Here is a 25,716-nt window from a genome sequence, read left to right on the forward strand (position 1 = left end):
TTAAGTTTTATAATTTTAGGACCCCACATTTTTTCTATATTTGTAAAAACACAGCCCCACTCTATGGAAAAGCTAAGAACTCTAAGAAAACAGAAAGGCATTACCCAGCAATATCTTGCTGATATCATTGCAACCGATGTATCCAACTACAGCCGTAAAGAAAGCGGCGATGTCAGAATATTTGATGACGAGTGGGAAAAGCTGGCGAAAGCTTTGGACGTTTCTGTTGATGACATTAAAGAAGAAAAATCGGGCAATACAGTCAACTTCCATGACTCCTCTACCAATTCCGGAACTGCAATTCTTAATAATCATTACAACATCCCGGATTATATCTTAGAAAACCAGCAGGAATATATCATCCTCCTGAAACAACAGATAGAAGAACTGAAAAAGGAAAACCAGAAATTGAAATCCGGAAAATAAGGCTCTAAAACAGATCATTATAACAAAACTGCTCCACACCGGAAGCAGTTTTTTCGTTTATGCCCTTCTACACCCGTCGGGAGGCCCTTGCATAAGTCCATCTACCCCCTTACCCAAGGGGGTATCTACCCTTCCCTAAGCGGGTAAAGGCCGTTCCCAAAGCAGCTGGAGGCCGTTATGAAGAGGCTCCGGATACTTATGAAAGGGGCTGGAGCAGGTTACAAAAGGGCGAGAGAGGGTTTTTCAACTGTGTGGAGGGAGTTCTATGCCGTATAAAGCCTGAAATTTTTAAAGTTTCTATTAAAGATCTGTGGTATCTGAGGAATCTGCGGGAAATAAAATTGAAACATTAAGTTTTGGCTAAAGCCCAATGAAATTTTGATCCTGTTTAAGCGGGCTAAAGCCCGCTCCTATTGAATATATTGAGTTTTTAGTTCAATAGAGAACAGAAGATGTTATTTTCACCTTGACTGTCATTGCGAACCGGAGGTGAAGCAATCTCATTCAAAGCGTACAATATTTCAGTTGAGGAGATTACTTCGTCGCTTCTGAACTACGTTTGCAGACCTTCAGTCTGTTCGCAATGACAGGTGGGTTTTGTGGTTTTATATTTTTTATTTCCCGCAGATTCCTCAGATGCCACAGATGTTTGCGTAAATTTTCTGCCATTATTATTGAATAGGAACGGGCTTTAGCCCGTTTAAAACTTCAGCATAATGAAAAAGGCTTTAGCCAAAATCTGGAATCTGCCGGCTTATTTCTTTCACAAATTCCTCAGATCACATAGATTTTTTTATAATTTTTAAACCATTAAGAGCAGTAAAGGAGATAAGAATAGTTAAGAAAAATCTAAAGATTTTTTAAGACATACACCTTAAAGCGAAGCTCCACTTAATATTCTTAAAAACTTAAAACACCTTAATGGTTCAATTTTTTTATTTCCCGCAGATTGCTCAGATTTCACAGATTAAAGCCAATAAAAAAAGCGCACCCAAGGGTACGCTCTGTATTTTAAAACACTGAATATTAATGTAATTCAGCAAGGTATTTCTCTGCATCCATCGCTGCCATACAACCGCTTCCTGCCGCTGTAATCGCCTGTCTGTAGATATGATCCTGAACATCTCCTGCTGCAAATACACCCGGAAGATTGGTTCTTGTAGATCCTTTTTCTGTAAGGATGTATCCGTTTTCATCAAGATCTATTTGTCCTACGAAAATATCTGTATTCGGTTTGTGCCCGATCGCGATGAAGATTCCTTCTACGTCTACTGTAGAAGTTTCGTTCGTTTGGTTGTTGATCACTACCGCTCTTTCTACCAGGCTGTTTTCACCTTCAATTCCGATAAGCTCGTGGTGGAATTTCACTTCGATGTTCGGGGTATTTTCTACTCTGTGGATCATGGCTTTAGAAGCTCTGAACACATCTTTTCTTACCAGCATGGTTACTTTTTTGGTAAGTTTGGCCAGATAAGTAGCTTCTTCTGCTGCCGTATCTCCCGCTCCTACCACTACAACGTCTTTTCCTCTGTAGAAGAATCCGTCGCAGGTAGCACATGCGGAAACACCGCCTCCTGCATATTTTTTCTCGTCATCCAGACCCAGATATTTGGCTGTAGCTCCGGTAGAGATGATCACGGTTTTAGCGAAGATCTCTTTATTTCCTGCATATAATTTGTGAACACCGCCGTTTTCTTTGGAGAACTCGGCCTTGGTGATCATTTCGTAATGAACTTTAGTTTCGAATCTTTCCGCCTGCTTCTGCAGATCCATCATCATTTCAGGTCCCGTAATCCCTGCCGGATATCCTGGAAAGTTATCTACCTCTGTAGTTGTTGTTAGTTGTCCGCCCGGCTCCAAACCTGTATACAGTTCAGGTTTCAAATCTGCTCTTGCTGCATAAATTGCCGCTGTAAAACCAGAAGGTCCGGATCCAACGATCACACAATCTAAAATATTTTGCTCCATAAATTTACTTGTTCAAAGGATTTTAATTCAGTCCGCTAATTTCGTAATTTTTACTGTTTTATTAAAGTATTTTTAATGATACTTGTCAATATGAAATATGGGGATTGTCGATTGGGGTGCGGGGTGCGGGTTTCGAGGTACGCGTTTCAGGGTTCAGGGTTCGGGATGCGGGTTATCAATTCCGAGTTCGAAGTTGTTAGTTGCGGGTTGTTTGTTGCAGGTTGTGGAATTATGAATTGGAGTTTTTGGATTTTCATCTTTTAAAACAATCAAACACTCACCCCGAAACCCGAAAATCACGCATCTCAGAACTCGCATCCCGAACCCCGAAACCCGAACCCCGCATCCCGAAGCTCTACACTTTCATCTTAATCTTGTCCACATTAATAATCTTATACACCAGCTCCTTGATGAGCTCTGCTTCGCCCATATTCACGGCGCCAAGACCTTTTCCTTTCATATCGAATTCCCTTAAAATAGAGATGACTCTTGTGGCATGTTTCAGCGGATATAATCTTGCACTTTCTGCATAATCTTTAATAAAATAAGGATTTACCCCCATCTGCGAGGCGATAACCTGCTGTGGCTGTCCCGCCATCGTCTGGTATATGATCACATTGGAAAAATAGCTGTAAAGATTGGCCAGCATCATCACAAATGGATTGTTCTTCGGGTTTTTGCCCATGAAATGAGCAATTCTGAAGGCTGCATCGGCATTTTTGGTTCCCAAAGCTTTCTGAAGTTCGAAGACGTTGTATTCTTTACTTATTCCGATGTGGTTTTCTACGATCGTTCCATCCAGGATTTCTCCTTCTTTAAGGATAATTTTCAGTTTATTCAGTTCGTTTGCAATTCTTGAAAGGTCGTTTCCAAGGTATTCTGCAAGAAGATGGGAAATATTCGGGGCTGTTTTGATCTTCAGCTGGGCACATTCATCGGCAATCCATTTCGGAAGATTGGTATCTCTTACCGATTCGCTTAAGAAAAGAGCTTTTGCTTTGTCTAAGGCTTTTGTTGCTTTTTTCCGGCTGTCCAGCTTTTTATGTTTGTGGGCAAAAACCAGCACCGTAGAAGGAACCGGATTGTCTACATAGGTTTCAAGCACCCTATTTTCTTCCTCATTGAATTTCAAGTCCTGAGCCTCCTTTACAATGATCAGCTGCTTGTCTCCCATCATCGGAAACTGTCTGGCCAGGGAAAGAATCTCCTGATAAGAGGTATCTTTTCCGTACACCACCGTTTGGTTGAAAGCTTTTTCATCTTCCTCCAGAAAGTCGTGCTCAAGCACTTTTACAGCAGCATCAATAAAGTAAGGTTCTTCTCCGTGAAAAAAATAAATAGGTAAAACTTCTTTATTTTTAATATTTTTGAGGATTAAATCTAATTCTTTCATCTTATAAATGGAACTTCCAAAACTGAATTTTCAGGAAACTTTTGATTTTAAATTCAAGAAAGACAAAGATAAGTTTTTTATTTATGACTTGGTCCGCAAAACTTACCTTCTCCTCACCCCCGAAGAATGGGTAAGACAGCACTGGGTACATTATTATCTTACCGTAAAAGCCTATTCACCTTCCGCCCTGATCACAGAGAAAAAGATCCTTCTGAACGGCCTTACCAAAAGAATAGATCTGCTGGTAACCGAAAAAACAGAACCTGTGATCCTGATTGAATGCAAAGCGCCCCAGATCAAACTGACGGAGAAAACATTTGAACAAACGGCAAGGTACAACTCCATCATCGGAGCGAAAGAAATCATCCTGACGAATGGCTTGCAGCATATCCATGCGTATTATGAAAACGGGCAGTATTTATTTTATAAACCGGAGTAATTTTTAACCACAAAAGGCACAAAAGTTTTTTGAACACTTACGTTATTTTTTTAAGTTAAATACATTGTGTATAGGAAGAGCACATAAGTTTTTAAAAAATCAAAGATTTTTATGGTAACCTTTTTTTATACAGGAATATATATGCTCAATCATCTGCGTCCATCTGAGCAATCTGCGGGAGATAAAAAAATTGAACCATTAAGATGTTTTAAGTTTTTAAGAATATTAAGGTTGAGCTTCGCTTTAAAGTGTACTTCTTAAAAAATCTTTAGATCTCTCTTAACTATTCTTATCTCCTTCACTCCTCTTAATGGTTTAAAATCATAAAAAAATCTGTGATTTCTGAGGAATCTGTGGGAGAAATAATCCGGTGATTCCAGGTTTTGGCTAAAGCCTATTTCATTATGCCAAAGTTTTAAACGGGCTAAAGCCCGTTCCTATTGAATAATAATGGCAGAAAATTTACGCAAACATCTGGCCATCTGTGACATCTGAGTAATCTGCGGGAAATAAAATATAAAAACCACAAAAGGCACAAAAGCTTTTTAAACACGGAAGTTATTTTAAAAGTTAAATATATTGCGTATACAAAGCACACTTAAGTCTTTATGAAAATCTTTGATTTTCTGTTTATGTGACCTTAGTGTTTTCATGATGATAATCTTTTGGAAATAAATCATTTAAAAGTATTTATAAATAAAACTTTTGTGACTTTTGTGGTTAAATAAAACACATCTATTTTATAGTTTTATTAAATTTTCTGCTTACGTACACTTAGTATTTCCAGAATAAAAATCTTTTAAAATTTAAGTATTCCAAAGGGTTTAAATATCAAAACTTTTGCGACTTTTGTAGTTGAATACAATTTAAAAAAGTTTAAAAACATATATGGAAATTAAAAATATCATCTTTGATTTTGGCGGTGTATTAATGGATTGGGATCCGAGGTATTTTTTCAGAGATTATTTCAAAGACGATGAGAGAATGGAATATTTTCTCCAAAATATTGCCCAGTCTGAATGGAATGAGGAGCAGGACCGCGGAAGAAGTCTTGCAGAAGGCACCGAAATTCAGGTGAAAAAATTCCCGGAATGGGAAAAGGAGCTCAGAGCTTATTATGACAACTGGACCGTAATGCTGAAAAGTGATATTCCAAAAAATGTAGAGATCTTAAGACGTCTGGGAAATACAGATTATCAGTTATTCGGGCTGACCAACTGGTCTGAAGAAACATTTCCATACGCCCTTGAAAACTATGATTTTTTCCAGATATTTAATGGGAAAATTGTGGTTTCCGGAACAGAAAAAATGATCAAACCGGACCCGAAAATCTGGCACGTGCTTTTAGAAAGATACCATCTGAATGCGGCTGAATCTGTCTTCATTGATGATAATCCTAAAAATATTGAGATGGCCCGTTCTTTAGGCTTTACCACAATCAAAATCAATCCTGATACCGATCTGGAGCAGGAACTGGAAGGCTTAGGAATTCAATTCTGACAGGCCTATAATTAACCATATACTAATCATCCTCATCTAAGTTATTTTCAGTAATTTAGTTGGGGATTTTTGTTGATCCTGTTTACAAAAACCTTCGTAACAACTTACTAAATTACAAAATATGATACGCACCCTTTTATTCACAGTATGCCTGATGAGCGCAGGAACACTTTTCGGCCAGAAACTTAAATCCGTTGCCTATCAGGACGGTTCCCAGAAACTGAACGGGCTGATCACCTCCAATGCCGGAAAAAAACTTCCGGGTGTTCTGATTCTGCCTGCCTGGAAAGGAATAGATGATGAAGCTAAGACTGCTGCTGCGGAACTTGAAAAGCAAGGGTATATCGCCTTTATTGCTGATATTTACGGTGAAGGGAATATTCCTGCCGATAATGCTTCCGCCGGCAAAGCTTCCGGATATTACAAACAGAATTATGATGCTTACCAGAAACGTATTTCGCTGGCTCTGGAACAATTGAAGAAGAATGGCGCTGTTTCGGATAAAATTGCCGTGATCGGTTACTGCTTTGGCGGAACAGGAGCTCTGGAATCAGCAAGAGGAAGCCTTCCTGTGGCAGGCGTTGTCTCTATTCATGGAAGTATCGGAAAGGATCAGACCAGAAAAAACGGGCCTATTTCTACGAAAATATTGGTTGAAAACCCTGCAGATGACCAAGGCGTAACTCCGGAAGATTACAATAACTTAATTAAGGAAATGAACGAAGGAAACGCCGACTGGCAGATCATTACCTATGCGCATTCAAAACACACATTCACCGATCCCAAATCGCCGGATTATAATGAAGTGATGGCGAAAAGAGCATGGAATCATACGGTGATGTTTTTGAAGGAGATTTTGAAATAATGTGGTGATGTGATGATTGGTTGATGTGGTGATGTGATGATTGGGAATGTTTACAGATATTTGACATCGTTTAAAAAAAGATGCTTCGACTCCGCTCAGCATGACATTGCGAATACTTCGTGTATTTTGTAAACTGTCATGCTGAGCGGAGTCGAAGCATTTATATTTTGAGATTCAATAATCTGCTGTAGCTAAAGAAATTATCATTCAGGTTTTACGCTAAAACACTCAAACCCTCCAACTCTCAAACCCTCCGACTCTTGAACTTTACAACTCTTAAACACCCTCTTCTCTATTCACCAGATCCATAGAAAACGCAGGAAGACAGATGGCAATGTATTCGCAGGGGTCTGAAAACGGGTTGCTGTAGCGTACTCTGGCTCCTTTTTCAATCAGGATGCTCTGTCCTTTTTCCAGAACAACAGCTTCGCCGTCTATTTCAAACTGCTTTTTACCGGAAATAATCAGGGTAAATTCATCAAATTCCGGAGTCTGATGCGGCTCGCTCCAATTAGGAGGTGCCACCATATGGGCAATGGAGACATTTGAATTTCCTGTGGAATTTCCCCAATGCTCTTCGATGAGTTTCCCATCTGTGGTAGGCACTACAAACGGTGACTGCTGGATTTTATATTTTTTCATGAATGGTCTTCTTTTTTAATTTCATAGACGAAATTGGTTCTGGTAGGCTCTGCATAGTAAGCAACCTCCTCTTCTGCAATTTTTTGTCCGCCAATCCTTTCCAAAGCAGTCTGAGAACGGAAATTCTCTTTACCGATGTGGAAATGTACTTTGTCTACAAACTGAAAGATGTAATCCAGCATCATTTTCTTCACTTTAGGATTGATCCCCTTTCCCCATGACTTTGTTCCGTAGAAGGTATAGCCTATGAAAATACGGTTTTCATCTTCATTAAAGTTATAAAAACGGGTACTTCCCAAAACATCGCCGGAAGATTTCTCAACGATCTTAAAAGCACCTTCGCTTTCCATTGCTCCTTTAAAAAAGCTTTCAAAAACTTCTCTTTTATAACGGTCTTTGTTCGGATGCTGCTCCCATACACGAGGATCAGAAGCTACTTCATATAAAGACTCAAAATCCCCTTGCTGTAAGGGGATTAATTGGTATTCCTGCGTTTCTAAAACAGGCTGTATTGAAAATTTCATTGCTTAACTTTTGCTTTTTGCGGCGTCAGATTCTATTTTCTTGATTTCTTTCAGCTTATCTGAAATTTTGATCACTGCATCAGGTTTTGCCGGTTTCAAAGCCACTTCAGCCTGAGCCATATCCCACTTAATCACTAAGTTTCCTGAATTTTCATCGGTTGGGTTTAAAGTAATTTCAAACCATTCCTGCTTGTCGATTAATTTGTTCACCGGTACGGTAACATCTACTACATCCTGTTTCGGATCATAGGTGTAAGCACCCCACTGCTGGAAATCTTTATTAAGGATCACTTTCCATTCTTTCTCTGTAGGAACGATAAACAGGCCGTAAGTTCCAGCCGGAACCGTTTTCCCACCGAAATTTACAGACTGTCCGAATGTAATTTTTGTGGATGAGTTTGCTCCCGCTCTCCAAACCTGTCCGTAAGGAACCAGTTCTCCGAAGATTTTACGTCCTTTTACTCCCGGTCTTCCGTAATCGATGGTAATTTTAGACATCGAAAACTGCTGCTCAACCTTCTGACGCGGACTTGCTGCCGGTACAGAATAATCCTGCGCAAAACTTAAAGCCGAAGCTGATATGCATAGTGCAAATAGTAACTTTTTCACGTGTAAATTTTTGCCTAAAATTACAAAAATCAAAACAAAATAGCCTTCTCCAGTTCCAATAATTTTTGCTTTCTCCAGATTCCTCCTGCATAGCCCACCAGCTCACCATTTGAACCAATAACACGGTGGCACGGAATCAGAATAGCAATTTTATTAATGCCGTTTGCGGTTCCTACAGCGCGTATGGCTTTAGGATTTCCCAAAAATTCGGACTGCTGTTTGTAAGTTCTGGTCTCTCCCATCGGGATTTCACGAAGCAGCTGCCACACCTTTTCCTGAAACTCTGTTCCTGTGATATAAAGCGGAACATCAAATGCCTGCCTGTTTCCATCGAAATATTCGTTTAATTCTTTTTCAAGCTGTATGAAATGTTTATGGTTTCCTTCTTCAATTTCAGCCTTCAGAGCTTTGGATAAGGAAGTAAACTGCTTTTCGAAGTTTTTCCGGTCGGTAAATTCCAGCAGGCATATTCCTTCTTCAATAGCGCAGGCAACCATTTCTCCCAGCGGAGTATGGAGTGTTTTTCGATAGATGATTTCCATAGATTTAAAATTAATAAATATTTGGAACTCTCACCTACAAGTTTAGTCATTCTCCGTAATAAACATTTTTCATCACTGTAAGTGATATGTATTTTTATTTCCCACAGATTCTTCAGAAGTCGCAGATTTTTACTATTCAATTTTAAACCATTAAGAGCAATGAAGGAGGTAAGAATAATTAAGAAAAATTTAAAGATTTTTTAAGCTGCATACCTTAAAGCGAATCTCAACCTTAATATTCTTAAAACCTTAAAGATCCTTAATGGTTTATTTTCTTTTAACCACAGATTGCTCGGATTGACACAGATGATTGAGCATATTTATTCTTGTGTAAAAAAACAGTTACCATAAAAATCTTTGATTTTTTAAAAACTTAGGTGCTCTTCCTATACGCAATATATTTAACTTAAAAAGACTAAAGCGTCCCAAAAAACTTTTGTGACTTTTGTGGTTTATATTTTTTGTTTCTCGCAGATTTTTCAGATGGCACAGATGTTTGCATAAATTTTCTGTAATTAAATTATTAAATATTCAATAGGAACGGGCTTTAGCCCGTTTAAAACTTTAGCATAATGAAAAAGGCTTTAGCCAAAATCTGAAATGTGCACGATTATTTCTCCAACAGATTTAACAGGTAGCGTAGATTTGAATCTCTATATACAAGTTTAAGAATTCTTCAAAACGCTTTCCGCCTGTTTCATATGTCTTTGGTTATGATAAATCACAAAACGGAAGGTATCCCCGAGTTTAAGTTTAATCAGCTTTGTAATGCTTATGCTTGTTTTTACTCTATTTAAGTCAACACGGGCTGCTTTTTCCAGCAAATCGGATAATTGCTGCTGCTGTCTGATGAATTCTTCCACCACATTTTTATCCAGTTTACTGTTGATTGGATTCATGCTTTTTAAAGTTTTCATGGTGTTCAGTTTTTCTTTCGGAAGCATCGAATTAGCGAAATAATTCCCCAGCATTCCAGGTTTAAAAGCCGGTGCAGGAGAAGTTTTTGAAGCAGATATTCTTCTGCCGATTTCAGGTATATAAAAGTTTCCGTAACGGTTGAGATGCTCGAGACATTCCAGAACACTCCAGCTGTCATCCGAAATTCTGGAATTGAGCTTTTCCTCTGATTCTCTCAGAAGATTCTGTGCGTATTGTTTATGTTCCTGGGTCAGTATTTTCAGTTCATCCAGTAATTGTGATGCAGACATTTTCATTGATGATTTTTATGCAAATTTCAGGATTGTTGTCTTCTAAAATCTTGACTGAACTCAAGATTTTTTTAATCTGGATAAAGTTTCGGGAGACATCCTGAGATAATTGGCGATATATTTATTCGGAACTTCCTGAAAAAGCTTCGGACTTCTTTTTAATACTCTTTCAAAACGCTCTTTTGGGGAGTTAATCAACAGGTCTTTTTCCCGTTCCATCTGCTGCAGTACGAGATCTTCCAAAATACTGTTCCAGAACTTAAGATGTTCTTCAGAAGACTGAATAAATTCATAAAATTCTTTCTTTGAAGCCGTTCTGACCCTTGTTTTCTTAATCGCCTGAATATAAAGATCCGAAGGTTTCCCCGATAAAAAAGAATCCAGCGAAACAATAATATTTCCCATGTAGCCAAACCGGATGATCCTTTCCTCATCTTCATCCATCATAAAGATCCTTACGCTGCCATTTTCTACAAAGTAAATATCGGTATCAATACTCCCTGAAGTTTTCAGCAATTCATTCCGTTTGAATTCCTTTGTTTCCCAATGAAGGCCGCTTTCCAGAAGTTTTTGAATCATATGATTAAGATGTTTGCTGTTCCAAAGATAATAGGTAATTTTAAAATTCCGGATTTTAACACCTAATCACTTCAGAATGTTCAAAAAAACAAGCTTAATTTTTATGTTTTCCGCTGGTCTTTTCAGCATCAATGCACAACAAACCATTCCTTTCAGGATCACGAAACATAATAATATTATTGTCAAAACACTGGTCAATAAACAGGATTCACTGGATCTGATGTTCCAGATCGCTATGGAAGATGCTTCTATTTCTCCCGATAGAAAACGAAGGGCAGATCATCTTATTTTCGATAAAAATGAAATCAGTGAAAAAAATACGGTACAAATTGGAAAGTTCGCACTGAATAATGTCCGCTTTTTTAATAATGAGCTTACGGGCCATGAAGCTGATGGTAAGATCGGAACCGGTATGTTTGCAGGGAAAACCTTTAAAATAGATTATGACAACAACAGGTTTGAAATCTATGACAAACAGCCTGATTTAAAAGGATATCAGGGCATGATGCTATTAAACGAAAACGGTCAGTTTTTTATTAATGCAGATAATATTATCGATGGAAATCTTCAACAGGAGGCTTATTTTCTTTTACAGTCCGGATATTCCGGAGCTTTACTGTACAGCAATGATTTTGCGGAAGAAAAAAATCTGGACAAAATGCTGAAAGTCACTTCTGAAAAAACCATGAAAAATTCCAGCGGGGAAAGTATCGTCACGAAACAGGGCATTCTTCCTTTCTTCAAACTCAACAATTCTGTTTTAAAAGATGTTCCTGCCGGATTTTTTGTTGGGAAACGGAAAACTCAGGCAGTTAATTATTTTGGGGCTGATATGATGAGAAGATTCATCTGGATTTTTGATGCAGACCGGAAAACGGTGTATATCAAGCCAAGTAAGTATTTTTCGGAGGATTATTATAAAATTAAATAACAGAACGAAAAGACGAATAAGTGAACGGTTTTAAGTCTTTTTTGCTCAATGTGTGGCATAATTGTGTTGGTAAACAAATTTTGTCTTGACATTATCTGTTAGCTTTATATTCTCTCGCAGATTTTACGGATTAAACAGATTTATAGATCCCTAATATTGTATTATATAGGTTTTGGCTAAAGCCTTATTATGGATGTTTAAAGCTTAAACGGGCTAAAGCCCGTTCCTATTGAATATTAATAACAGAAAATTTACGCAAACATCTGTGCCTTCTGCGAAATCTGCGGGAAATAAAATTTGAAACCATTAAGTTTTTGTAAGGTTTTAAGAATATTAAGGTTGAGCTTTGCTTTAAGACGCATTACATAAAAATCTTTAGATTTCTCTTAACTACCGTTGACTCCTTCACTAATCCTAATGTTTTTAATTTGCCCAAATAAAAGAGAAGCTCCCTGCCATGGTGACAAGGAGCTTCCTCAAAGTAAAAATCAAATATGCCCAATCAGACATTTCGTGCAAACATTTTTAAATTTCGCCACAGATGAAACAGTTTAAAAGAATTTAATCAGACAAAAAAATCTGCATAATCGGCTAAATCTGCGGGAGATTTAATGTATTATTTTTTAGGATAAAGCTTATGTTTCAAATCATTAAAATACTTTTCCGATTCTTTAAAGTCATTGCTTTTCATAAATTTAAGAACTACATTCAGATACGTTTCGGAAGGAAGAAAATTGGTTCCTGTCTTCTCTGAAAATCTTTTATACTCTTCTTCAAGCAGCTGTGGATTCTTAGACAGTTTTTTAATATCGGTTCTGAAACCTTTAAAGATAAATTTCACGGCATCATAATTTCCGGGATAGGAAACCGTTCCATGAACTTCATTTTCATAGAAATGGTGTTTATAGTTTAATGAACCATTCTTTTCGATGATTTCTTTAAATTCTTCAATCGCCTGGGTCATATCGGAGTTCCAGTTTTTATTCTGTTCTTCGTTGTCAGCCTGAGCAACATACAGGAACTTATGAGCCGGAAAATTTTTATTCTTTTCCAGATAATCTTTAGTTCTGGATATCAACACCTTATTATCCCACCATAAACTTGGATCGTTCGCTACGTAAGCATTGAAATATTCCGGGTGGGTAAGCAGAACATTCACGGCAAAAAGTCCCCCGAAAGAATGCCCTACCAAAACAGAATAATCCTGCGTTCTGTAGTTTTTGCTGATAAAAGGTTTCAACTCTTCCTGTATAAATCTGACAAAATTCTCACTTCCGCCGCTATCCCCGAAAAGAACGACATTGGAATTCACCGGGCTTTTCTTTCCGGATTTTGTCGGGGTAAGATCTCTGGTTCTTTCCGTGTTTTTAATCCCGACAACAATGCACTCCGGCATTTCAGCGTAGGGAGGTTTAGCCAGAAAATCACTCATTCCGGCGTAATACTCGAAATTAATTTCTCCGTCCAATAGATAAATGACAGGATATTTCGCAGGGTTGATCCCCGTATCATTGTATGTTTTTGGAAGATGGATCCATATCTCTCTTTTTTCATTGAGTACAGTTGAAAATAAGGTTTGTTTCTCTCCCACTGTGATTTTTTCCTGCGCCTTAGTCAAAAGAGCGAAAAAAAGGAATAGATTCAGTAATAAAAATTTAAGCCGGCTGTTCATGATGTTCTTTTCTATGTTGATGAATGTTTTTAACTTCTGTTGTTTTCTTGGGTGATTTCTTTCTTCTTCCCCACCAGATCAGGAACCCTGTTACAGGAAGGCTGGTACAGATAATTCCAATCACAAAAGTGAATATCTTCCCAAACATACCGCCCCAATACCCGACATGGAGATCAAAATTCATGTGTTCAATCACTTCATGCATCTGAACTTCTTTAGGATACATAATTTCCTCTCCTGTATATTTATTGGTTTCCATGCTTTTGCCTTTATCCAGACTTTTCAACCCGATAAACTTAGCTGCTACCACATGATAAACCGTTGCGGAATCATTTCTCGGAAGGCTCATCCTGAACTGTTCCGCCTCAGGAAATTTGTTGAAATTTTTATTGACAAAATCCGTATAGGACAATGCTTTTTTTTCCGGATCAAATTTTGGTTCATATTTCTCAGCAATCTCATGGGCGTCCTTGGTTCCACCGAAAGCTTCCTGCGTAAGATTGGTTAGAATTTCATACGCCATGATCAATCCGGTAATGGTAATAAATACCGCCGGAAGCAGTGAGTAAAACCCAAAAACATTGTGGAAATCATAATTCTTCCTTCTCCATTTCGTTCCTGATTTTATTTTAAATGCTGTAGTTCTGGTAGTCTTGTTCCATTTCTTCGGCCACCAGAGAATCAATCCGCCAATGAGCTGCACGAAAAATATAATGGAAGCCACTCCTACTACCGTTTTCCCGAATTTTCCTGCCAGCAGCTGGGCGTGAATATGGGCTACGATGTAAAAAAACTCATAGCTTTTTGTAGAACCAATCACTTTTCCGGTATAAGGATCGAGATAATGGTAAGCAAATACCCCTCTCGGCCCGCGTTCTTTTGATTTTCCTGCTTTCGTTGCCTTCTTCTCTTTGGGAGGTTGGGTGGCTGAAGCTACCCTGAAACTCCTGCCAGCTTCTATATAGGTATCAAAATAAAATGCTTTTCTGTCCGGAACCTGCTGATGAAACCGGGCAAGCAGCTCTTCCGGAGCCATCTTTTTAGCATTCGGCGGAGCCTGAACATATTTAGCATTTCCTCCACAAAGGTCGATGATTTCATCACAGAAGACGAACATGGTCCCTGAAAGCGTCACCACCAGGACAATAATCCCAGAAACCAGCCCCAGCCAGAGATGCAGCCAGCCTGTAATTTTTTTGGTCAGGGATTTCCCCTGCCTTTTCTTTTTATCCGTTGTTTTCTTTTCCATATCTATAGAGAGCGGCAAAGGATTACCGCTCTTATTTTTGTTTAATTGAGGTTAGAATTTAAATGCAAAATTGGCCAGGATTTCTCTCGGCTTCTGAGGCTGGCCGTAGAAATTCCAGTACGTTTCATTCAGGGCATTATTCATTTTCAGACCTATTCTGTATTTTTTCTTGTCATAGAAAACAGTGGCTCCAACGGTGGTGTACGCAGGTGACAGGAAGTGGTTGGTGATATTGATATAAGTTTTATCTACAAAATTGAATCCGGCACCAAAACCTAAGCCTTCATATGAACCATCCATGATCTTGTAGCTGGTCCACAGGTTGGCCACATGCTTTGGAGTCCAGGCAATTCTTTTTCCGTTATTGACTCCTCTGTCGTCATATTTATTATCATTAAATCCATATCCGGCCACGATATTCCAGCCTCTGAAAGGATTCATAATCACATCCATTTCAAATCCCTGGTTTTTGATTTTCCCGTCCTGTATGCTTCCCGCACCTCCCGGATCAGCAACCAAACGATTTTTGATGTTCATATTGTAGTAGGTAATGGTAGAGAGTAATTTTTTACCGAAAAGATCCAGTTTAAAACCACCTTCAATCTGATTTCCCTGCTCGGGATCCCATTTGGTAAGAACGCCATCCTGATTGGCCGACGGCGCAAAATATTTGAATCCATTGACATAGTTGGCAAAGAATGAAATCTGGTCTTTCACGATCTCATACACCAAACCGAATTTTGGAGAGAACTGGGTCTGGGTATAGCCCATGACATATTTGGACTGAAAACCATTGGATTCGGATACTTCCACCCCATTGACGATGGTATTTTCGTTTTTATAATTATCCATTCTTAAACTGGCCATGATCAATAGATTATCGGTCAGGTTCAATACATCTGAAACGTAAGCACTGAATGTACTGAAACGGGTGATCTCCAGATTCGTTGGTTTTGCAAGGCTGGCCGGGTTATCAGGACTTCCCGGATTCTGATTGATTGGAATTCTTTCTAAATTTTCGACCAGACTTCTGGAAATGGGCTGCCATGGTGAAGCTTCATTTAATTTAATAATATCATAGGGAGCAAAAACAGATCCCACAGTATCGGCTGCACTTCTTTTGAACATTCCGTACTGGTTTTTCGTGCTCTGCTGATAGTAATCCAACCCTACAACCAACCTGTTTCTTAAATTCCCGATCTTAAAATCCCCGACGAAATTCTGCTGAATATTGTCTGTGGTTATTTTAAAATTGTCAAAAGGACGGATCCCGCGGCTTACGGTATTATTGTCAATATAGCTTAAGACTAAAAATATAGATCCGTTTTCATTGGCTTCTCCCCTTTGGTATGAGGTTCTGGAAGTCCATTGATCATTGAATTTATGCGTTACTTCTGCCATCGTTACGAAATTGGTTCTTTTGGAGCCGATGTCATTGCTGGTAAATGACCTTTCGTGAGCGCCTGCAAGATCTTTCATAGAGCCGATCGTCAATTTTTCAGACTGTCTTACGTAAGCATTGAGTGTTTTCTCCGGCGCATGGAATTCTGTATCTAAGGTAACTGTGGTTTTATCATTTACTTTGTATAAAATACTTCCTGAGAAGAAAAGCCCTTTGTTATATCCTGCATCCTGAAAAGAATCCTGGGAATAGGCTGCTACATTGAATCTGGCCAGCGCCGTTTTTTCTTTATTTAAAGGTGCATTGACATCTGCCGTGATCCTGTTCATGCCCCAGCTTCCCGTAGTGTATCCAATGATTCCACCGAAGGTTTCCTGAGGTTTTTTGGTGACAATATTCACGACTCCTCCATAATTGGCCAGACTTCCTCCGAATAAGGTTCCGGAAGGCCCTTTGATCACCTCCACCCTTTCTACGTTTGCAATTTCAGACTGTACCCTTGGGTTTTGAAGAAGTCCGTTTCTAAAATTCGCGGAAGCACTGAAACCTCTCAGGAAAATATCATTCCCGCTGTCATTCACACTGTTACTCACCACAACACCTGGCGCGGAAGCCATTGCGGTATTAAAATCTACAGCGTTCATCTCGCTGATAATCTCTTTCGGGACGATGTTGTATACGGTAGGATTTTCAAGGTTTTCGAGTGGAAGTCTCGCTACAGATTCAGATTTTTTGGTTCTGTAGTTGTTGGTTCCCTGAAGCGATACGGACTGGATTTCAGAAACTTTGATGGTATCGGTTTCCTGAGCACTCAGCATGGATACTGCTAATAAGGAAGCAGAAATAATTGTTCTTTTCATTGTATAAGTAAGTTAGTTCTGCAAAAATATCTTATTTTTATTAATTCTAAATAAAAATATGATACATGTCATAAAATTTACTTCTTATAAAATGCGATGAATAGACGGGTTGGAGGTTAAGGTTAAGGTTGAGGATAAGATCAGGGTAAGTAGATTAGAAGTTTTTCTGAAGAAAATCAAAGACTTTATCGAAATGCTGATAAGGTTCGGAATGTCCGCCTTCGAACTTCACATGTTCATAATGGTATTTAAAACGGTTGTCCTTTAATCTTTGAATGATCTTATCAGACATTTCTGATGAAGGGCAGATTTCGTCCTCGGTTCCGGACATCAGGAGAATTGGAGCTTTGATCTGTTCCACTTTGATAAGGGATTTCTGTTCAGATTCCTTGTCCTGAAGCATTGCTTCGAAAGCCTGTCTTATTTTTCTTTCCATCATAAAAGGAACTGCAGCTTCGTTGACCGGAACAAACGGAAGTTCTTTTCCATTAAACGTCCAACTGGAAGTGGAAAAATGATCTGTATTTCCGGGGAAACCAGCGTGGCTGGCTGACAAACCGATGATGCAGGAAATATCAGGATAATAGCTTCCCAGCAACAGGGCAAGATCTGCTCCTCTGGAACCGCCAATTATGGCAACTTTATCGGTATGAATTTTCTGTTTTGAAAGATTTATAGCATGATAGACCTCCTGAATTTCAATCTTTTCAAGCAGCTTTGGAGAATTTTTGGAACCGAAATAAGCCAGCGCCAGGAATGCATATCCTTTTTCAAGGAATTGGTCTCTTGTGTTTTTCCAGTGTTTTGATGCCCATGCGTTGCCCCCTTCTGATCCTCCAAGTCCTACGACGAGACCGCGGATCTTTTTGGAAGGTTGGTATAAAATAGCATCTGTATTCTTTGAATGAATCGTATCCTGAGCTTTAAGCACCGTGCAGGAAAAAGCAAGGAGAAAGAAAATTTTAAAGAGTAGTTTCATTGTTTTTTTTGACAAAAATATTGCAGACTTCCCGGATTATTTTTGCTCTAGATCAAAAACTACTTTTCTGCGCGCAGTCTGCTGAGCGTGGATTGTGTAATTCCAAGGTAAGAAGCTGTCATTCCCAATGGAATTCTGTGATAGATTCCTTTGTAAACCGTCAGGAAATGTTCATATTTTTCTTTAGCTGTGGTAAATCTCTGTGAGGTAATCCGTTCCATAAGATGTCCGAAAACACTTCCCATTGACAGTCTTGCATACCTTTCCATTTCGGGGAAGTTGTCAAACAGATAGCCCAGATCATTTATTTTCAGGCAGAAGGTTTCCGTTTTTTCGAGACAGTCGATGGAATAGATATCTTTGATGCGTCCAATAAAGCTTTTGGGAGAATTCACCCATTCATTTTCGCTGGAGAAATATTCGCTGATCTCGGTTCCGTCCTTCATATAATAAGTTCTCGTTAAGCCATTCAGGATAAAATAACTTTTGGTGCAGATCTTATCGGAATCGTGCAGAATTTCTCCTTTTTCAAAAGTCTGAAAGGATAACCTGTCCAGCAGTTCTTTTTTTAAAGTCTCGCTGAGCCTGATGTATTGGCTGAAATGGTTTATAATTGGATCAAATTCTGAGGACATGATGGTGTTTTGTGTAAAGATATTTAAAATAAGATGGCGCCTTCCAGTTCCAGCAGCTTTTGTTTTCTCCATATACCTCCGGCATACCCTACCAGATCGCCATCTGAACCTATCACACGATGGCACGGAATAATAATGGCAATTTTATTAATTCCATTGGCTGTTCCTACAGCACGTATGGCTTTAGGATTGCCCAAAAATTCAGACTGCTGCTTGTAGGTACGGGTTTCTCCCTGGGGTATTTCGGTTAAAAGCTGCCATACTTTCTTCTGAAAATCGGTTCCTGTAATGTAAAGAGGTACCTCAAACGTTGTTCTTTTCCCTTCAAAATATTCATTCAGTTCGTTTTCCAGCTGTTCGAAATGTTTATTTTCACCCTGAACTATTTCTGCATTCATTACTTTGGACAAATGGGCCAACTGCCGGTCTATATTTTTGCGGTCCGTAAATTCGAGCAGGCAGATTCCTTCCTCGCAGGCGCAGGCGAACATGGGGCCTAATGGCGTCTCTATTCTTTTCAGGTCAATAATCGTCCGGCGGTCTGTATTTTTAGGTGTGGTACCAATGACTTCTTTAAAACGTTCATTAAATCCGCTTAAACTTTCATAACCTGAATCCAATGCCACTTCTATGATACTTTCGCCGTTTTTTATTTTTTTGAATGCTTTATTCATTCGGGATTCTCTTTGAAAGGCATGAAAGGTCATTCCATGATTTTTCAGAAACCACCGTCTGATCGTTACCGGTTCAATATTTCTTTTCAAAAGGTCTGCGTCTTTAATTTTTAATGATTCATTCTGCTGCAGCTCATCCAGCAAATCCTGAATATATTGGGGTGTTTCATTCAGTTTTTCAAGCGGTCTGCATATTTTGCAGGGTCTGTAGCCGTTTTCTATTGCTTTTTCGGTATTGACAAAGAATTCTACATTCCCTCTTTTGGGTTTTCTGGCCGTACAGGTGGGCCGGCAGAATATACCCGTGGTTTTTACAGCCATCCAGTAAATGCCTTCAAATGAGGAATCTTTTTCCAAAGATGCCTGATACATCCTTTCTTCTGTAAGTTTCATAATTCTAAAAAATCGGTGAAAAACTTTCTGTTTCCCCAATGGCTTTTAATGCCGTTTCCAATCGGCCATAAATATAACCATTTAAGAAATTTCCTGATGAAATTCTTTTAACACCCAACCTTTTCAGGGTTTGAAAATCGGGAAGTTCAGGCATGCACATCACACTGAAAGGAAGCTTTGCCGTCTTAATAACGTTTTCAATATCCTGTACTTCGGTAATGCATGGAACGAAAATTCCATCCGCCTCTGCTCTCTCAATGATTTCCATCCGGTCGAGGGTTTCCTGTACCGGATTGTCTACACCCAAAAGAAACGGATCTATTCTGACATTGATGAAAATATCAATATTCTGCTCTTTAAGTTTCAGAATGACTGCATTTAATTTTTCATAAAAATCATGTGTGCTCAATAGTTTTCTGGTTCCATCAACAATGACACTGTCTTCAATATTGATTCCAACGACGCCTGCCTCTCCCAGTCTGGAAATGTTTAAAACAATTTCTTCCACCGATTTCCCATAACCTCCTTCCAGATCTACAGACAGAGGAATTGTAATGGATTTCAAAATTCTTTCAATAATGTAAAAGTATTCATCAAAGCTCATGTTTTCACCATCTTCATATCCCAAACTAAAGGCTACGGCAGAACTCGAGGTTGCTACTGCCTGATAGCCTAGTTTTTCATATATCTTGGCACTTTGTACATTCCAAACGTTCCCTATTAATAACGGATCATCCTGCTTATGCAGTTCTCTGAATTTATGAATTGCTGTCATTTTAATTTTTTATAAAAGTAATACAGATCCTCCTGCTATACAACCGAAAAACGGACAAGTATTTTTTAGGTCTTTATGAAAAAACCCCGCAAGAAACTCGCGGGGTTTGAAATATATTATCTGAATATTCATTTATTATCACACTATCTTTTTAATTTTTCCAAATAAAACATATATGAATCTAAACCAGATCCATATATATATGTTTTGAAACGGATTTTTCTTCCTCTAGCTAAAATAGAGAGATAATTTCTAATACAGGCGTGACACATTTCCTCGCCCGTAGGAACCTGCACTAATATCCGAGTCCCTATTTTTACGCCACTTTCTTTATTTTCATAAAAACCTGTATTGTCTTTGGTTATCTCAACTTGGATTTCTTGAATATTATTCGGCGAATTGAAATATATAGAATCATTATAATGAATTCTGGTAATAATGCCCTCCAACTCGTAATATGATTTATTTTCAATTATATTATTTAATAGATCATCATGCATTAAATGGAAATCTTCCGGTGTAAATATTGATTGTGTTCCAAAATCTACATCGTCATCTGGCGGCGGCGGCGGGACAGCAAAAGTATTATTAAGTTGAAGATTAGTACTATTCCACGCATTTGTAATCATTGCTACTCTACTTTTTTTATCAGGATGATTATTATGATCCATAGAGGTGGTTAAAAACCCAAAACTAACTGGTTTTATTGTTTCTTCTAATGATGCTCCAAGCCGGCAAAGCACTGATCCTGCAAAAAAATCCGCCTCAAGTTCTGTGTCTTTTGAATTCGGACTGTCGGTAGAAAAATGATTACTTAAATGATGTCCAATTTCATGAGCAAGTATAAACATTGAAGACCAATATTCACTTCCTCCCGCTCTATCAATTCTCCTTAATAAATCTTTCCTAAAAATAATAATTCTTTTTCCGTTAATAACAACTGCCATTGCATTACGTATATTCCCTTTATAAATTCCAAAATTTTGAGGCAGCCCAATAAAGTCTGTAATCTGTCTAACCTGTTCAATTTCCCTATTGGTAGGCAGCTCTATATCTATTTTAGAAACTTTTTTTAATGAGTCTATTTCTTTTTGTGATGAAACAAAAAAACATGCTTTTTTGAAATTTTCGACAACACCTTTGTCCTTTTTTGTTGGCATAACAAAATTTTCCTCAGCCCTCTTTGGATTACAGGACACATACAATAAAGTATAAAGCCCAATAATAGTTATACACAAAAATTTACACATATCTATTTTACTTTGGATATATACTTGCAATAAACTTTTTATCAGTTTCTGATAACTTATAAACAGAACTCAAATGGTATCCATTTTTCGTGAATTCAGCTGGTAGTGAATATTGCATTATTGAAAACGGGTCGAATTCGGTTCCATTATATTCACTTGAGCTGTACCTCTTAAAAAGATTATAATCTACTTCTTCTTTGGTCCAATTATTCGGAGGCCCCATATAATACTGATAAACAACCGGTTCATCCCAAATAATTGGATTGTTATTACTAGATTGAAACTCATGACATAATCCAATCGCATGTCCAAACTCATGCAGTACCACTCTGTCATATTCAGATTGTGGTGTATCAGCATTAAGCCAGCCGTAATTCATGGACGGTATTTTTCCCTTGGAATCTTTTCCTATATAAGACCAAGAGCCTATCTCATTAAAAGAAATGGTAATATCAGGATTAGGGCTATTTGAAAATATAAATTTAAGGCCACAATAATTTTCCCATTGTTTTGCTACATTCATTACTTTTTGTTGAACGATTGGATCTCCATCGAGAAAATTGACGTAGAGAGTTCTTTTGTCTTCAGGCCAGAATAAGTCAGAGTTACCAAAAGCCTCCTTCCCTGAATCAAGAGCATGTGATTCGCTTACTAAAGCTGTACAAACTTTTATTTTTCTCAGGGAATCATTTGACAAAGTTGCAATTTTCATTTTTGAGTCAGGCTCTGTTTTTGATTTCTGTATATCACTTGATGATTTATTACAGGACAGAAAAAAGGTCAACAGAGACACTGCAAGTAATCCGAATGTTGTAATAGTTTTCATAATAGTAGTTTTATTTATATTATTTAAAATTACTACGCATATGTTTATTAGTCAATTACCCTTTTGTAGTATATCGATGTTCAGATTATGTTAAATAAAAGCCCCCCGCAAGCTTTCTTACGAGGGGTAAATATATTATCTGGTTTCGAAATTACATCGTCTCCATTTTAAAGCTCATGCTTTCAATTACTTTTAAGATGGCTTCTACTGTGTCCATTGAGGTTAAACAAGGAACGCCGTTTTCCACACTCATTCTTCTGATCTGGAATCCGTCTCTTTCTGCCTGTTTTCCTTTGGTCATGGTATTCACTACATACTGTACTTTTCCTTTCTGGATCAGGTCGATAAGATTTACATCTTCTTCTCCGATTTTATATCCTATTTTACAAGGAATTCCTTTCTGCTCAAAGTATTTGGCTGTTCCTTCGGTAGCCCAGATTCTGAATCCTACTTCATGGAACCTTTCTGCAAGAGCCGCTGCCTCTTCTTTATGCTTGTCTGCTACTGTGAAGAGAATGGAACCATGCATCGGAACTTTTCTTCCTGCAGCGATCAATCCTTTGTAAAGGGCTTTTTCCAGTGTGGTATCTTTCCCCATTACCTCTCCTGTAGACTTCATTTCAGGTCCCAGGGAGATGTCTACTTTCGTCAGTTTTGAGAAAGAGAACACAGGAACTTTTACATACACTCCTTCTTTGCTTGGAACCAGACCGTTTTTGTATCCTAAATCTTTCAGTTTCTGTCCTAAGATAGCTTTTGTAGCCAGATTCGCCATCGGAACTTCTGTAATTTTAGACAGGAACGGAACTGTTCTTGATGAACGTGGATTCACCTCGATCACATAAACGTTTCCTTCGAAAAGAACGTATTGGATGTTCATTAAACCAATCACATTCAATCCTTTGGCCAGCCTTTGTGTATAGTCTACCAGAGTATCAATCTCTGATTGTGAAACATTCTGTGTAGGATAAACCGCGATAGAGTCTCCGGAGTGTACCCCGGCTCTTTCGATGTGCTCCATGATTCCGGGAATTACTACCGTTTCTCCGTCGCAGATGGCATCGATCTCGATTTCTTTTCCAACCATGTATTTGTCAACCAAAACAGGGTGTTTAGGGCTTGCTTCTACAGCGTTTTCCATGTAGTAAGCGAGTTCAGCTTCACCGTATACGATTTCCATGGCGCGGCCTCCCAATACGTAGCTTGGACGTACCAGAACCGGATAACCGATCTCGTTGGCAATTTTTATGGCTTCTTCTTTTGAAGTGGATGTTTTCCCCAGAGGCTGAGGAATTCCCATTTCCTGAAGTGCCTTTTCGAATTTATCTCTGTTTTCAGCTCTGTCAAGGTCTTCCAGTGAAGTTCCAAGGATCTGTACCCCGTGTGAAGCCAGTTTATCCGCAAGGTTGATCGCTGTCTGCCCTCCGAACTGAACCACCACTCCTTTTGGTTTTTCAAGCTCGATAATGTTCATTACATCTTCTTCCGTTAATGGTTCGAAGTATAATTTATCTGAGATTGAGAAGTCTGTAGAAACTGTTTCAGGGTTGTTGTTGATGATAATGGCTTCGTAGCCCATCTCTTTGATCGCCCAAACTGAGTGAACCGTTGCATAGTCGAATTCTACTCCCTGTCCGATTCTGATAGGTCCTGAACCTAAAACGATGATCTTTTCTTTATTGGAAACAACACTTTCGTTTTCCTCCTCGTAAGTTCCGTAGAAGTATGGGGTTTCGCTTTCAAACTCAGCAGCGCAGGTATCTACCATCTTGTACACCGGCATTACTCCGTTCTCTTTTCTGAAATTGAAAACTTCCCGCTGCTTCACTTCCCAAAGGTGGGCAATGTTCATATCTGCGAAGCCTAATTTCTTAGCCTGAATTAAAGTTTCCTTATCAAATTTGTTGGCTGCAATTACTTTTTCGAAATCAACTAATTTTTTCAGTTTCCAGATGAAGAATTTATCGATCTTGCTCCATTCTACAATCTGCTCCCAGTCGTATCCTTTTCTTAAAGCATCACCGATGATGAATAATCTCTCATCATCACACACTCTGATTCTTCTTTCGATTTCTTCAGCCGTTAAAGCTTCAGCCTGTTTTGTTTTTAATCCTAAATGTCTGATTCCTGTTTCAAGAGAACGGATGGCTTTCTGTAAAGATTCTTCAAAGTTTCTTCCGATGGCCATTACTTCTCCGGTCGCTTTCATCTGAGTAGACAGTCTTCTGTCCGCAGTTTCGAATTTATCGAACGGGAATCTTGGGAATTTTGTTACCACGTAGTCAAGAGCAGGCTCGAAACATGCGTAAGTTTTTCCTGTTACCGGGTTCATGATCTCGTCAAGCGTTAAACCTACCGCAATTTTAGCAGCGATTTTCGCGATCGGATATCCTGTCGCTTTACTTGCCAGTGCCGATGAACGGGAAACTCTAGGATTCACCTCAATGATATAATAGTTGAATGAATGCGGGTCTAAAGCCAGCTGTACGTTACATCCACCCTCAATTCCTAAGGCTCTGATGATCTTTAGGGAAGCATTTCTCAGCAGCTGATATTCTCTGTCAGAAAGCGTCTGAGAAGGCGCCACTACGATAGAATCTCCTGTGTGAACTCCTACCGGATCTATATTTTCCATGTTACAAACCACAATCGCATTGTCGTTTGCATCACGCATTACTTCGTATTCAATTTCTTTGAAACCTGCAATTGATTTCTCGATCAGACACTGGGTTACCGGGCTGTATTTCAATCCCAGTTCAGCAATCTCCTTCAGTTCAGCTTCCGTAGAGGCAATACCTCCTCCTGTTCCTCCCATCGTAAAGGCAGGACGAACAATCACCGGATATCCAATCTCATCAGCAAAACGAATTGCTCCTTCTACTGTGGTTACAATATCTGACTCGGGAACCGGCTCATTCAGTTCTCTCATCAGTTCACGGAAAAGGTCTCTGTCTTCCGCTCTGTTGATCGCAGAAAGCGTAGTTCCTAAAACCTCCACTTTACATTCTTCAAGAATTCCTGATTTTTCAAGTTCTACCGCCATGTTCAGACCTGTCTGACCTCCAAGTGTTGGTAAAAGCGCATCCGGACGTTCTTTTCTGATGATGTGGCTTACAAACTGAAGCGAAATCGGCTCGATATATACTTTATCCGCGATTTCCACATCCGTCATAATAGTCGCAGGGTTTGAATTGATCAAAATCACCTTGTAGCCTTCTTCTCTCAGAGACAGACAAGCCTGCGTTCCTGCGTAATCAAATTCAGCCGCCTGACCGATGATGATGGGTCCTGAACCGATTACTAAAATTGTTTTTATGTCGTTTCTTTTCATAAGTTTAAAATGTAACAATTTATCAATCTAACAGTGTAACAATG

The 25,716-nt window shown here is 38.8% G+C and carries 23 protein-coding genes; 5 read left to right on the top strand and 18 right to left on the bottom strand.

The genetic code is table 11. The annotated features are described in order from the left end of the window. The first annotated feature begins 63 nt into the window (after nucleotides 1-63). The gene (locus JET18_RS17050; protein ID WP_202093021.1) at nucleotides 64-426 is read left to right on the top strand and encodes a helix-turn-helix domain-containing protein; all 363 of its coding nucleotides are present in this window, start codon (nucleotides 64-66) and stop codon (nucleotides 424-426) included. A 1,026-nt stretch (nucleotides 427-1,452) separates the two neighbouring features. On the opposite strand, the gene trxB is transcribed toward JET18_RS17050, so the two are convergent. Next, a complete protein-coding gene (trxB, locus tag JET18_RS17055; protein ID WP_202093023.1) occupies nucleotides 1,453-2,394 on the bottom strand; it encodes a thioredoxin-disulfide reductase in 942 nt (313 codons plus the stop codon). Between the two features lie 355 nt (nucleotides 2,395-2,749). Beyond that, the gene (gene holA / locus JET18_RS17060; RefSeq protein WP_202093026.1) at nucleotides 2,750-3,787 is read right to left on the bottom strand and encodes a DNA polymerase III subunit delta; all 1,038 of its coding nucleotides are present in this window, start codon (nucleotides 3,785-3,787) and stop codon (nucleotides 2,750-2,752) included. Between the two features lie 7 nt (nucleotides 3,788-3,794). Here holA and JET18_RS17065 point away from each other — a divergent pair, with 7 nt between their 5' ends. The 3 genes from JET18_RS17065 (at nucleotide 3,795) to JET18_RS17075 (ending at nucleotide 6,591) form a co-directional block, all read left to right on the top strand. Continuing rightward, nucleotides 3,795-4,226: a type I restriction enzyme HsdR N-terminal domain-containing protein gene (locus JET18_RS17065; RefSeq protein WP_202093027.1), complete on the top strand. Its 432-nt coding sequence runs from the start codon at nucleotides 3,795-3,797 to the stop codon at nucleotides 4,224-4,226. Between the two features lie 888 nt (nucleotides 4,227-5,114). Then, the gene (locus JET18_RS17070; RefSeq protein ID WP_202093028.1) at nucleotides 5,115-5,726 is read left to right on the top strand and encodes an HAD family hydrolase; all 612 of its coding nucleotides are present in this window, start codon (nucleotides 5,115-5,117) and stop codon (nucleotides 5,724-5,726) included. A gap of 121 nt (nucleotides 5,727-5,847) precedes the next feature. After that, complete coding sequence (locus JET18_RS17075) at nucleotides 5,848-6,591, top strand: dienelactone hydrolase family protein (protein ID WP_202093030.1); 744 nt, start codon at nucleotides 5,848-5,850, stop codon at nucleotides 6,589-6,591. A 276-nt stretch (nucleotides 6,592-6,867) separates the two neighbouring features. On the opposite strand, the gene JET18_RS17080 is transcribed toward JET18_RS17075, so the two are convergent. From JET18_RS17080 to JET18_RS17105, 6 genes are all read right to left on the bottom strand, one after another. Beyond that, entirely contained in the window at nucleotides 6,868-7,233 is a 366-nt protein-coding gene (locus tag JET18_RS17080; protein ID WP_202093032.1) for a cupin domain-containing protein, read from the bottom strand. Continuing rightward, the gene (locus JET18_RS17085) at nucleotides 7,230-7,757 is read right to left on the bottom strand and encodes a GNAT family N-acetyltransferase (protein ID WP_202093034.1); all 528 of its coding nucleotides are present in this window, start codon (nucleotides 7,755-7,757) and stop codon (nucleotides 7,230-7,232) included. The genes JET18_RS17080 and JET18_RS17085 overlap by 4 nt, the downstream gene beginning before the upstream one ends. Nucleotides 7,758-7,760: 3 nt before the next feature. Then, complete coding sequence (locus tag JET18_RS17090; protein WP_202093036.1) at nucleotides 7,761-8,366, bottom strand: DUF2911 domain-containing protein; 606 nt, start codon at nucleotides 8,364-8,366, stop codon at nucleotides 7,761-7,763. A 29-nt stretch (nucleotides 8,367-8,395) separates the two neighbouring features. After that, nucleotides 8,396-8,908 carry a methylated-DNA--[protein]-cysteine S-methyltransferase gene (locus tag JET18_RS17095; protein WP_202093038.1) on the bottom strand — a complete coding sequence of 171 codons (513 nt, stop codon included), beginning with the start codon at nucleotides 8,906-8,908 and terminating at the stop codon, nucleotides 8,396-8,398. A gap of 665 nt (nucleotides 8,909-9,573) precedes the next feature. Continuing rightward, a complete protein-coding gene (locus JET18_RS17100) occupies nucleotides 9,574-10,122 on the bottom strand; it encodes a DinB family protein (protein WP_202093040.1) in 549 nt (182 codons plus the stop codon). 54 nt (nucleotides 10,123-10,176) lie between these two features. Beyond that, a complete protein-coding gene (locus tag JET18_RS17105; protein WP_202093041.1) occupies nucleotides 10,177-10,695 on the bottom strand; it encodes a Crp/Fnr family transcriptional regulator in 519 nt (172 codons plus the stop codon). A gap of 76 nt (nucleotides 10,696-10,771) precedes the next feature. On the opposite strand from JET18_RS17105, the gene JET18_RS17110 reads away from it, so the two are divergent. Continuing rightward, nucleotides 10,772-11,626: a hypothetical protein gene (locus tag JET18_RS17110; protein WP_202093042.1), complete on the top strand. Its 855-nt coding sequence runs from the start codon at nucleotides 10,772-10,774 to the stop codon at nucleotides 11,624-11,626. Between the two features lie 616 nt (nucleotides 11,627-12,242). On the opposite strand, the gene JET18_RS17115 is transcribed toward JET18_RS17110, so the two are convergent. The 10 genes from JET18_RS17115 to carB form a co-directional block, all read right to left on the bottom strand. Continuing rightward, complete coding sequence (locus JET18_RS17115) at nucleotides 12,243-13,298, bottom strand: alpha/beta hydrolase (protein WP_202093043.1); 1,056 nt, start codon at nucleotides 13,296-13,298, stop codon at nucleotides 12,243-12,245. Continuing rightward, nucleotides 13,282-14,547 carry a PepSY-associated TM helix domain-containing protein gene (locus JET18_RS17120; protein WP_202093045.1) on the bottom strand — a complete coding sequence of 422 codons (1,266 nt, stop codon included), beginning with the start codon at nucleotides 14,545-14,547 and terminating at the stop codon, nucleotides 13,282-13,284. The genes JET18_RS17115 and JET18_RS17120 overlap by 17 nt, the downstream gene beginning before the upstream one ends. Nucleotides 14,548-14,598: 51 nt before the next feature. Next, the gene (locus JET18_RS17125) at nucleotides 14,599-16,809 is read right to left on the bottom strand and encodes a TonB-dependent siderophore receptor (protein WP_202093047.1); all 2,211 of its coding nucleotides are present in this window, start codon (nucleotides 16,807-16,809) and stop codon (nucleotides 14,599-14,601) included. Nucleotides 16,810-16,963: 154 nt separating this feature from the next. Continuing rightward, nucleotides 16,964-17,788 (bottom strand): acyl-CoA thioester hydrolase/BAAT C-terminal domain-containing protein, encoded by an 825-nt coding sequence (locus JET18_RS17130; RefSeq protein WP_202093049.1) that lies wholly within the window; start codon nucleotides 17,786-17,788, stop codon nucleotides 16,964-16,966. A gap of 59 nt (nucleotides 17,789-17,847) precedes the next feature. Continuing rightward, on the bottom strand, nucleotides 17,848-18,423 hold the full coding sequence (locus JET18_RS17135) for a Crp/Fnr family transcriptional regulator (protein ID WP_202093051.1): 576 nt from the start codon (nucleotides 18,421-18,423) through the stop codon (nucleotides 17,848-17,850). Nucleotides 18,424-18,446: 23 nt separating this feature from the next. Beyond that, on the bottom strand, nucleotides 18,447-19,490 hold the full coding sequence (locus JET18_RS17140; RefSeq protein ID WP_202093054.1) for a bifunctional transcriptional activator/DNA repair enzyme AdaA: 1,044 nt from the start codon (nucleotides 19,488-19,490) through the stop codon (nucleotides 18,447-18,449). 4 nt (nucleotides 19,491-19,494) lie between these two features. Beyond that, nucleotides 19,495-20,265, bottom strand: a complete 771-nt coding sequence (locus JET18_RS17145; protein ID WP_228728584.1) for an isocitrate lyase/PEP mutase family protein — start codon at nucleotides 20,263-20,265, stop codon at nucleotides 19,495-19,497. A 143-nt stretch (nucleotides 20,266-20,408) separates the two neighbouring features. Beyond that, the gene (locus tag JET18_RS17150) at nucleotides 20,409-21,425 is read right to left on the bottom strand and encodes a M48 family metalloprotease (protein ID WP_202093056.1); all 1,017 of its coding nucleotides are present in this window, start codon (nucleotides 21,423-21,425) and stop codon (nucleotides 20,409-20,411) included. Nucleotides 21,426-21,522: 97 nt separating this feature from the next. Beyond that, the gene (locus JET18_RS17155) at nucleotides 21,523-22,341 is read right to left on the bottom strand and encodes a M12 family metallopeptidase (protein WP_202093058.1); all 819 of its coding nucleotides are present in this window, start codon (nucleotides 22,339-22,341) and stop codon (nucleotides 21,523-21,525) included. Nucleotides 22,342-22,492: 151 nt separating this feature from the next. Further along, the gene (gene carB / locus JET18_RS17160; RefSeq protein WP_202093063.1) at nucleotides 22,493-25,672 is read right to left on the bottom strand and encodes a carbamoyl-phosphate synthase large subunit; all 3,180 of its coding nucleotides are present in this window, start codon (nucleotides 25,670-25,672) and stop codon (nucleotides 22,493-22,495) included. Nucleotides 25,673-25,716 lie beyond the last annotated feature (44 nt).

This window comes from Chryseobacterium endalhagicum, assembly GCF_016745235.1.
Taxonomy (GTDB): domain Bacteria; phylum Bacteroidota; class Bacteroidia; order Flavobacteriales; family Weeksellaceae; genus Chryseobacterium; species Chryseobacterium endalhagicum.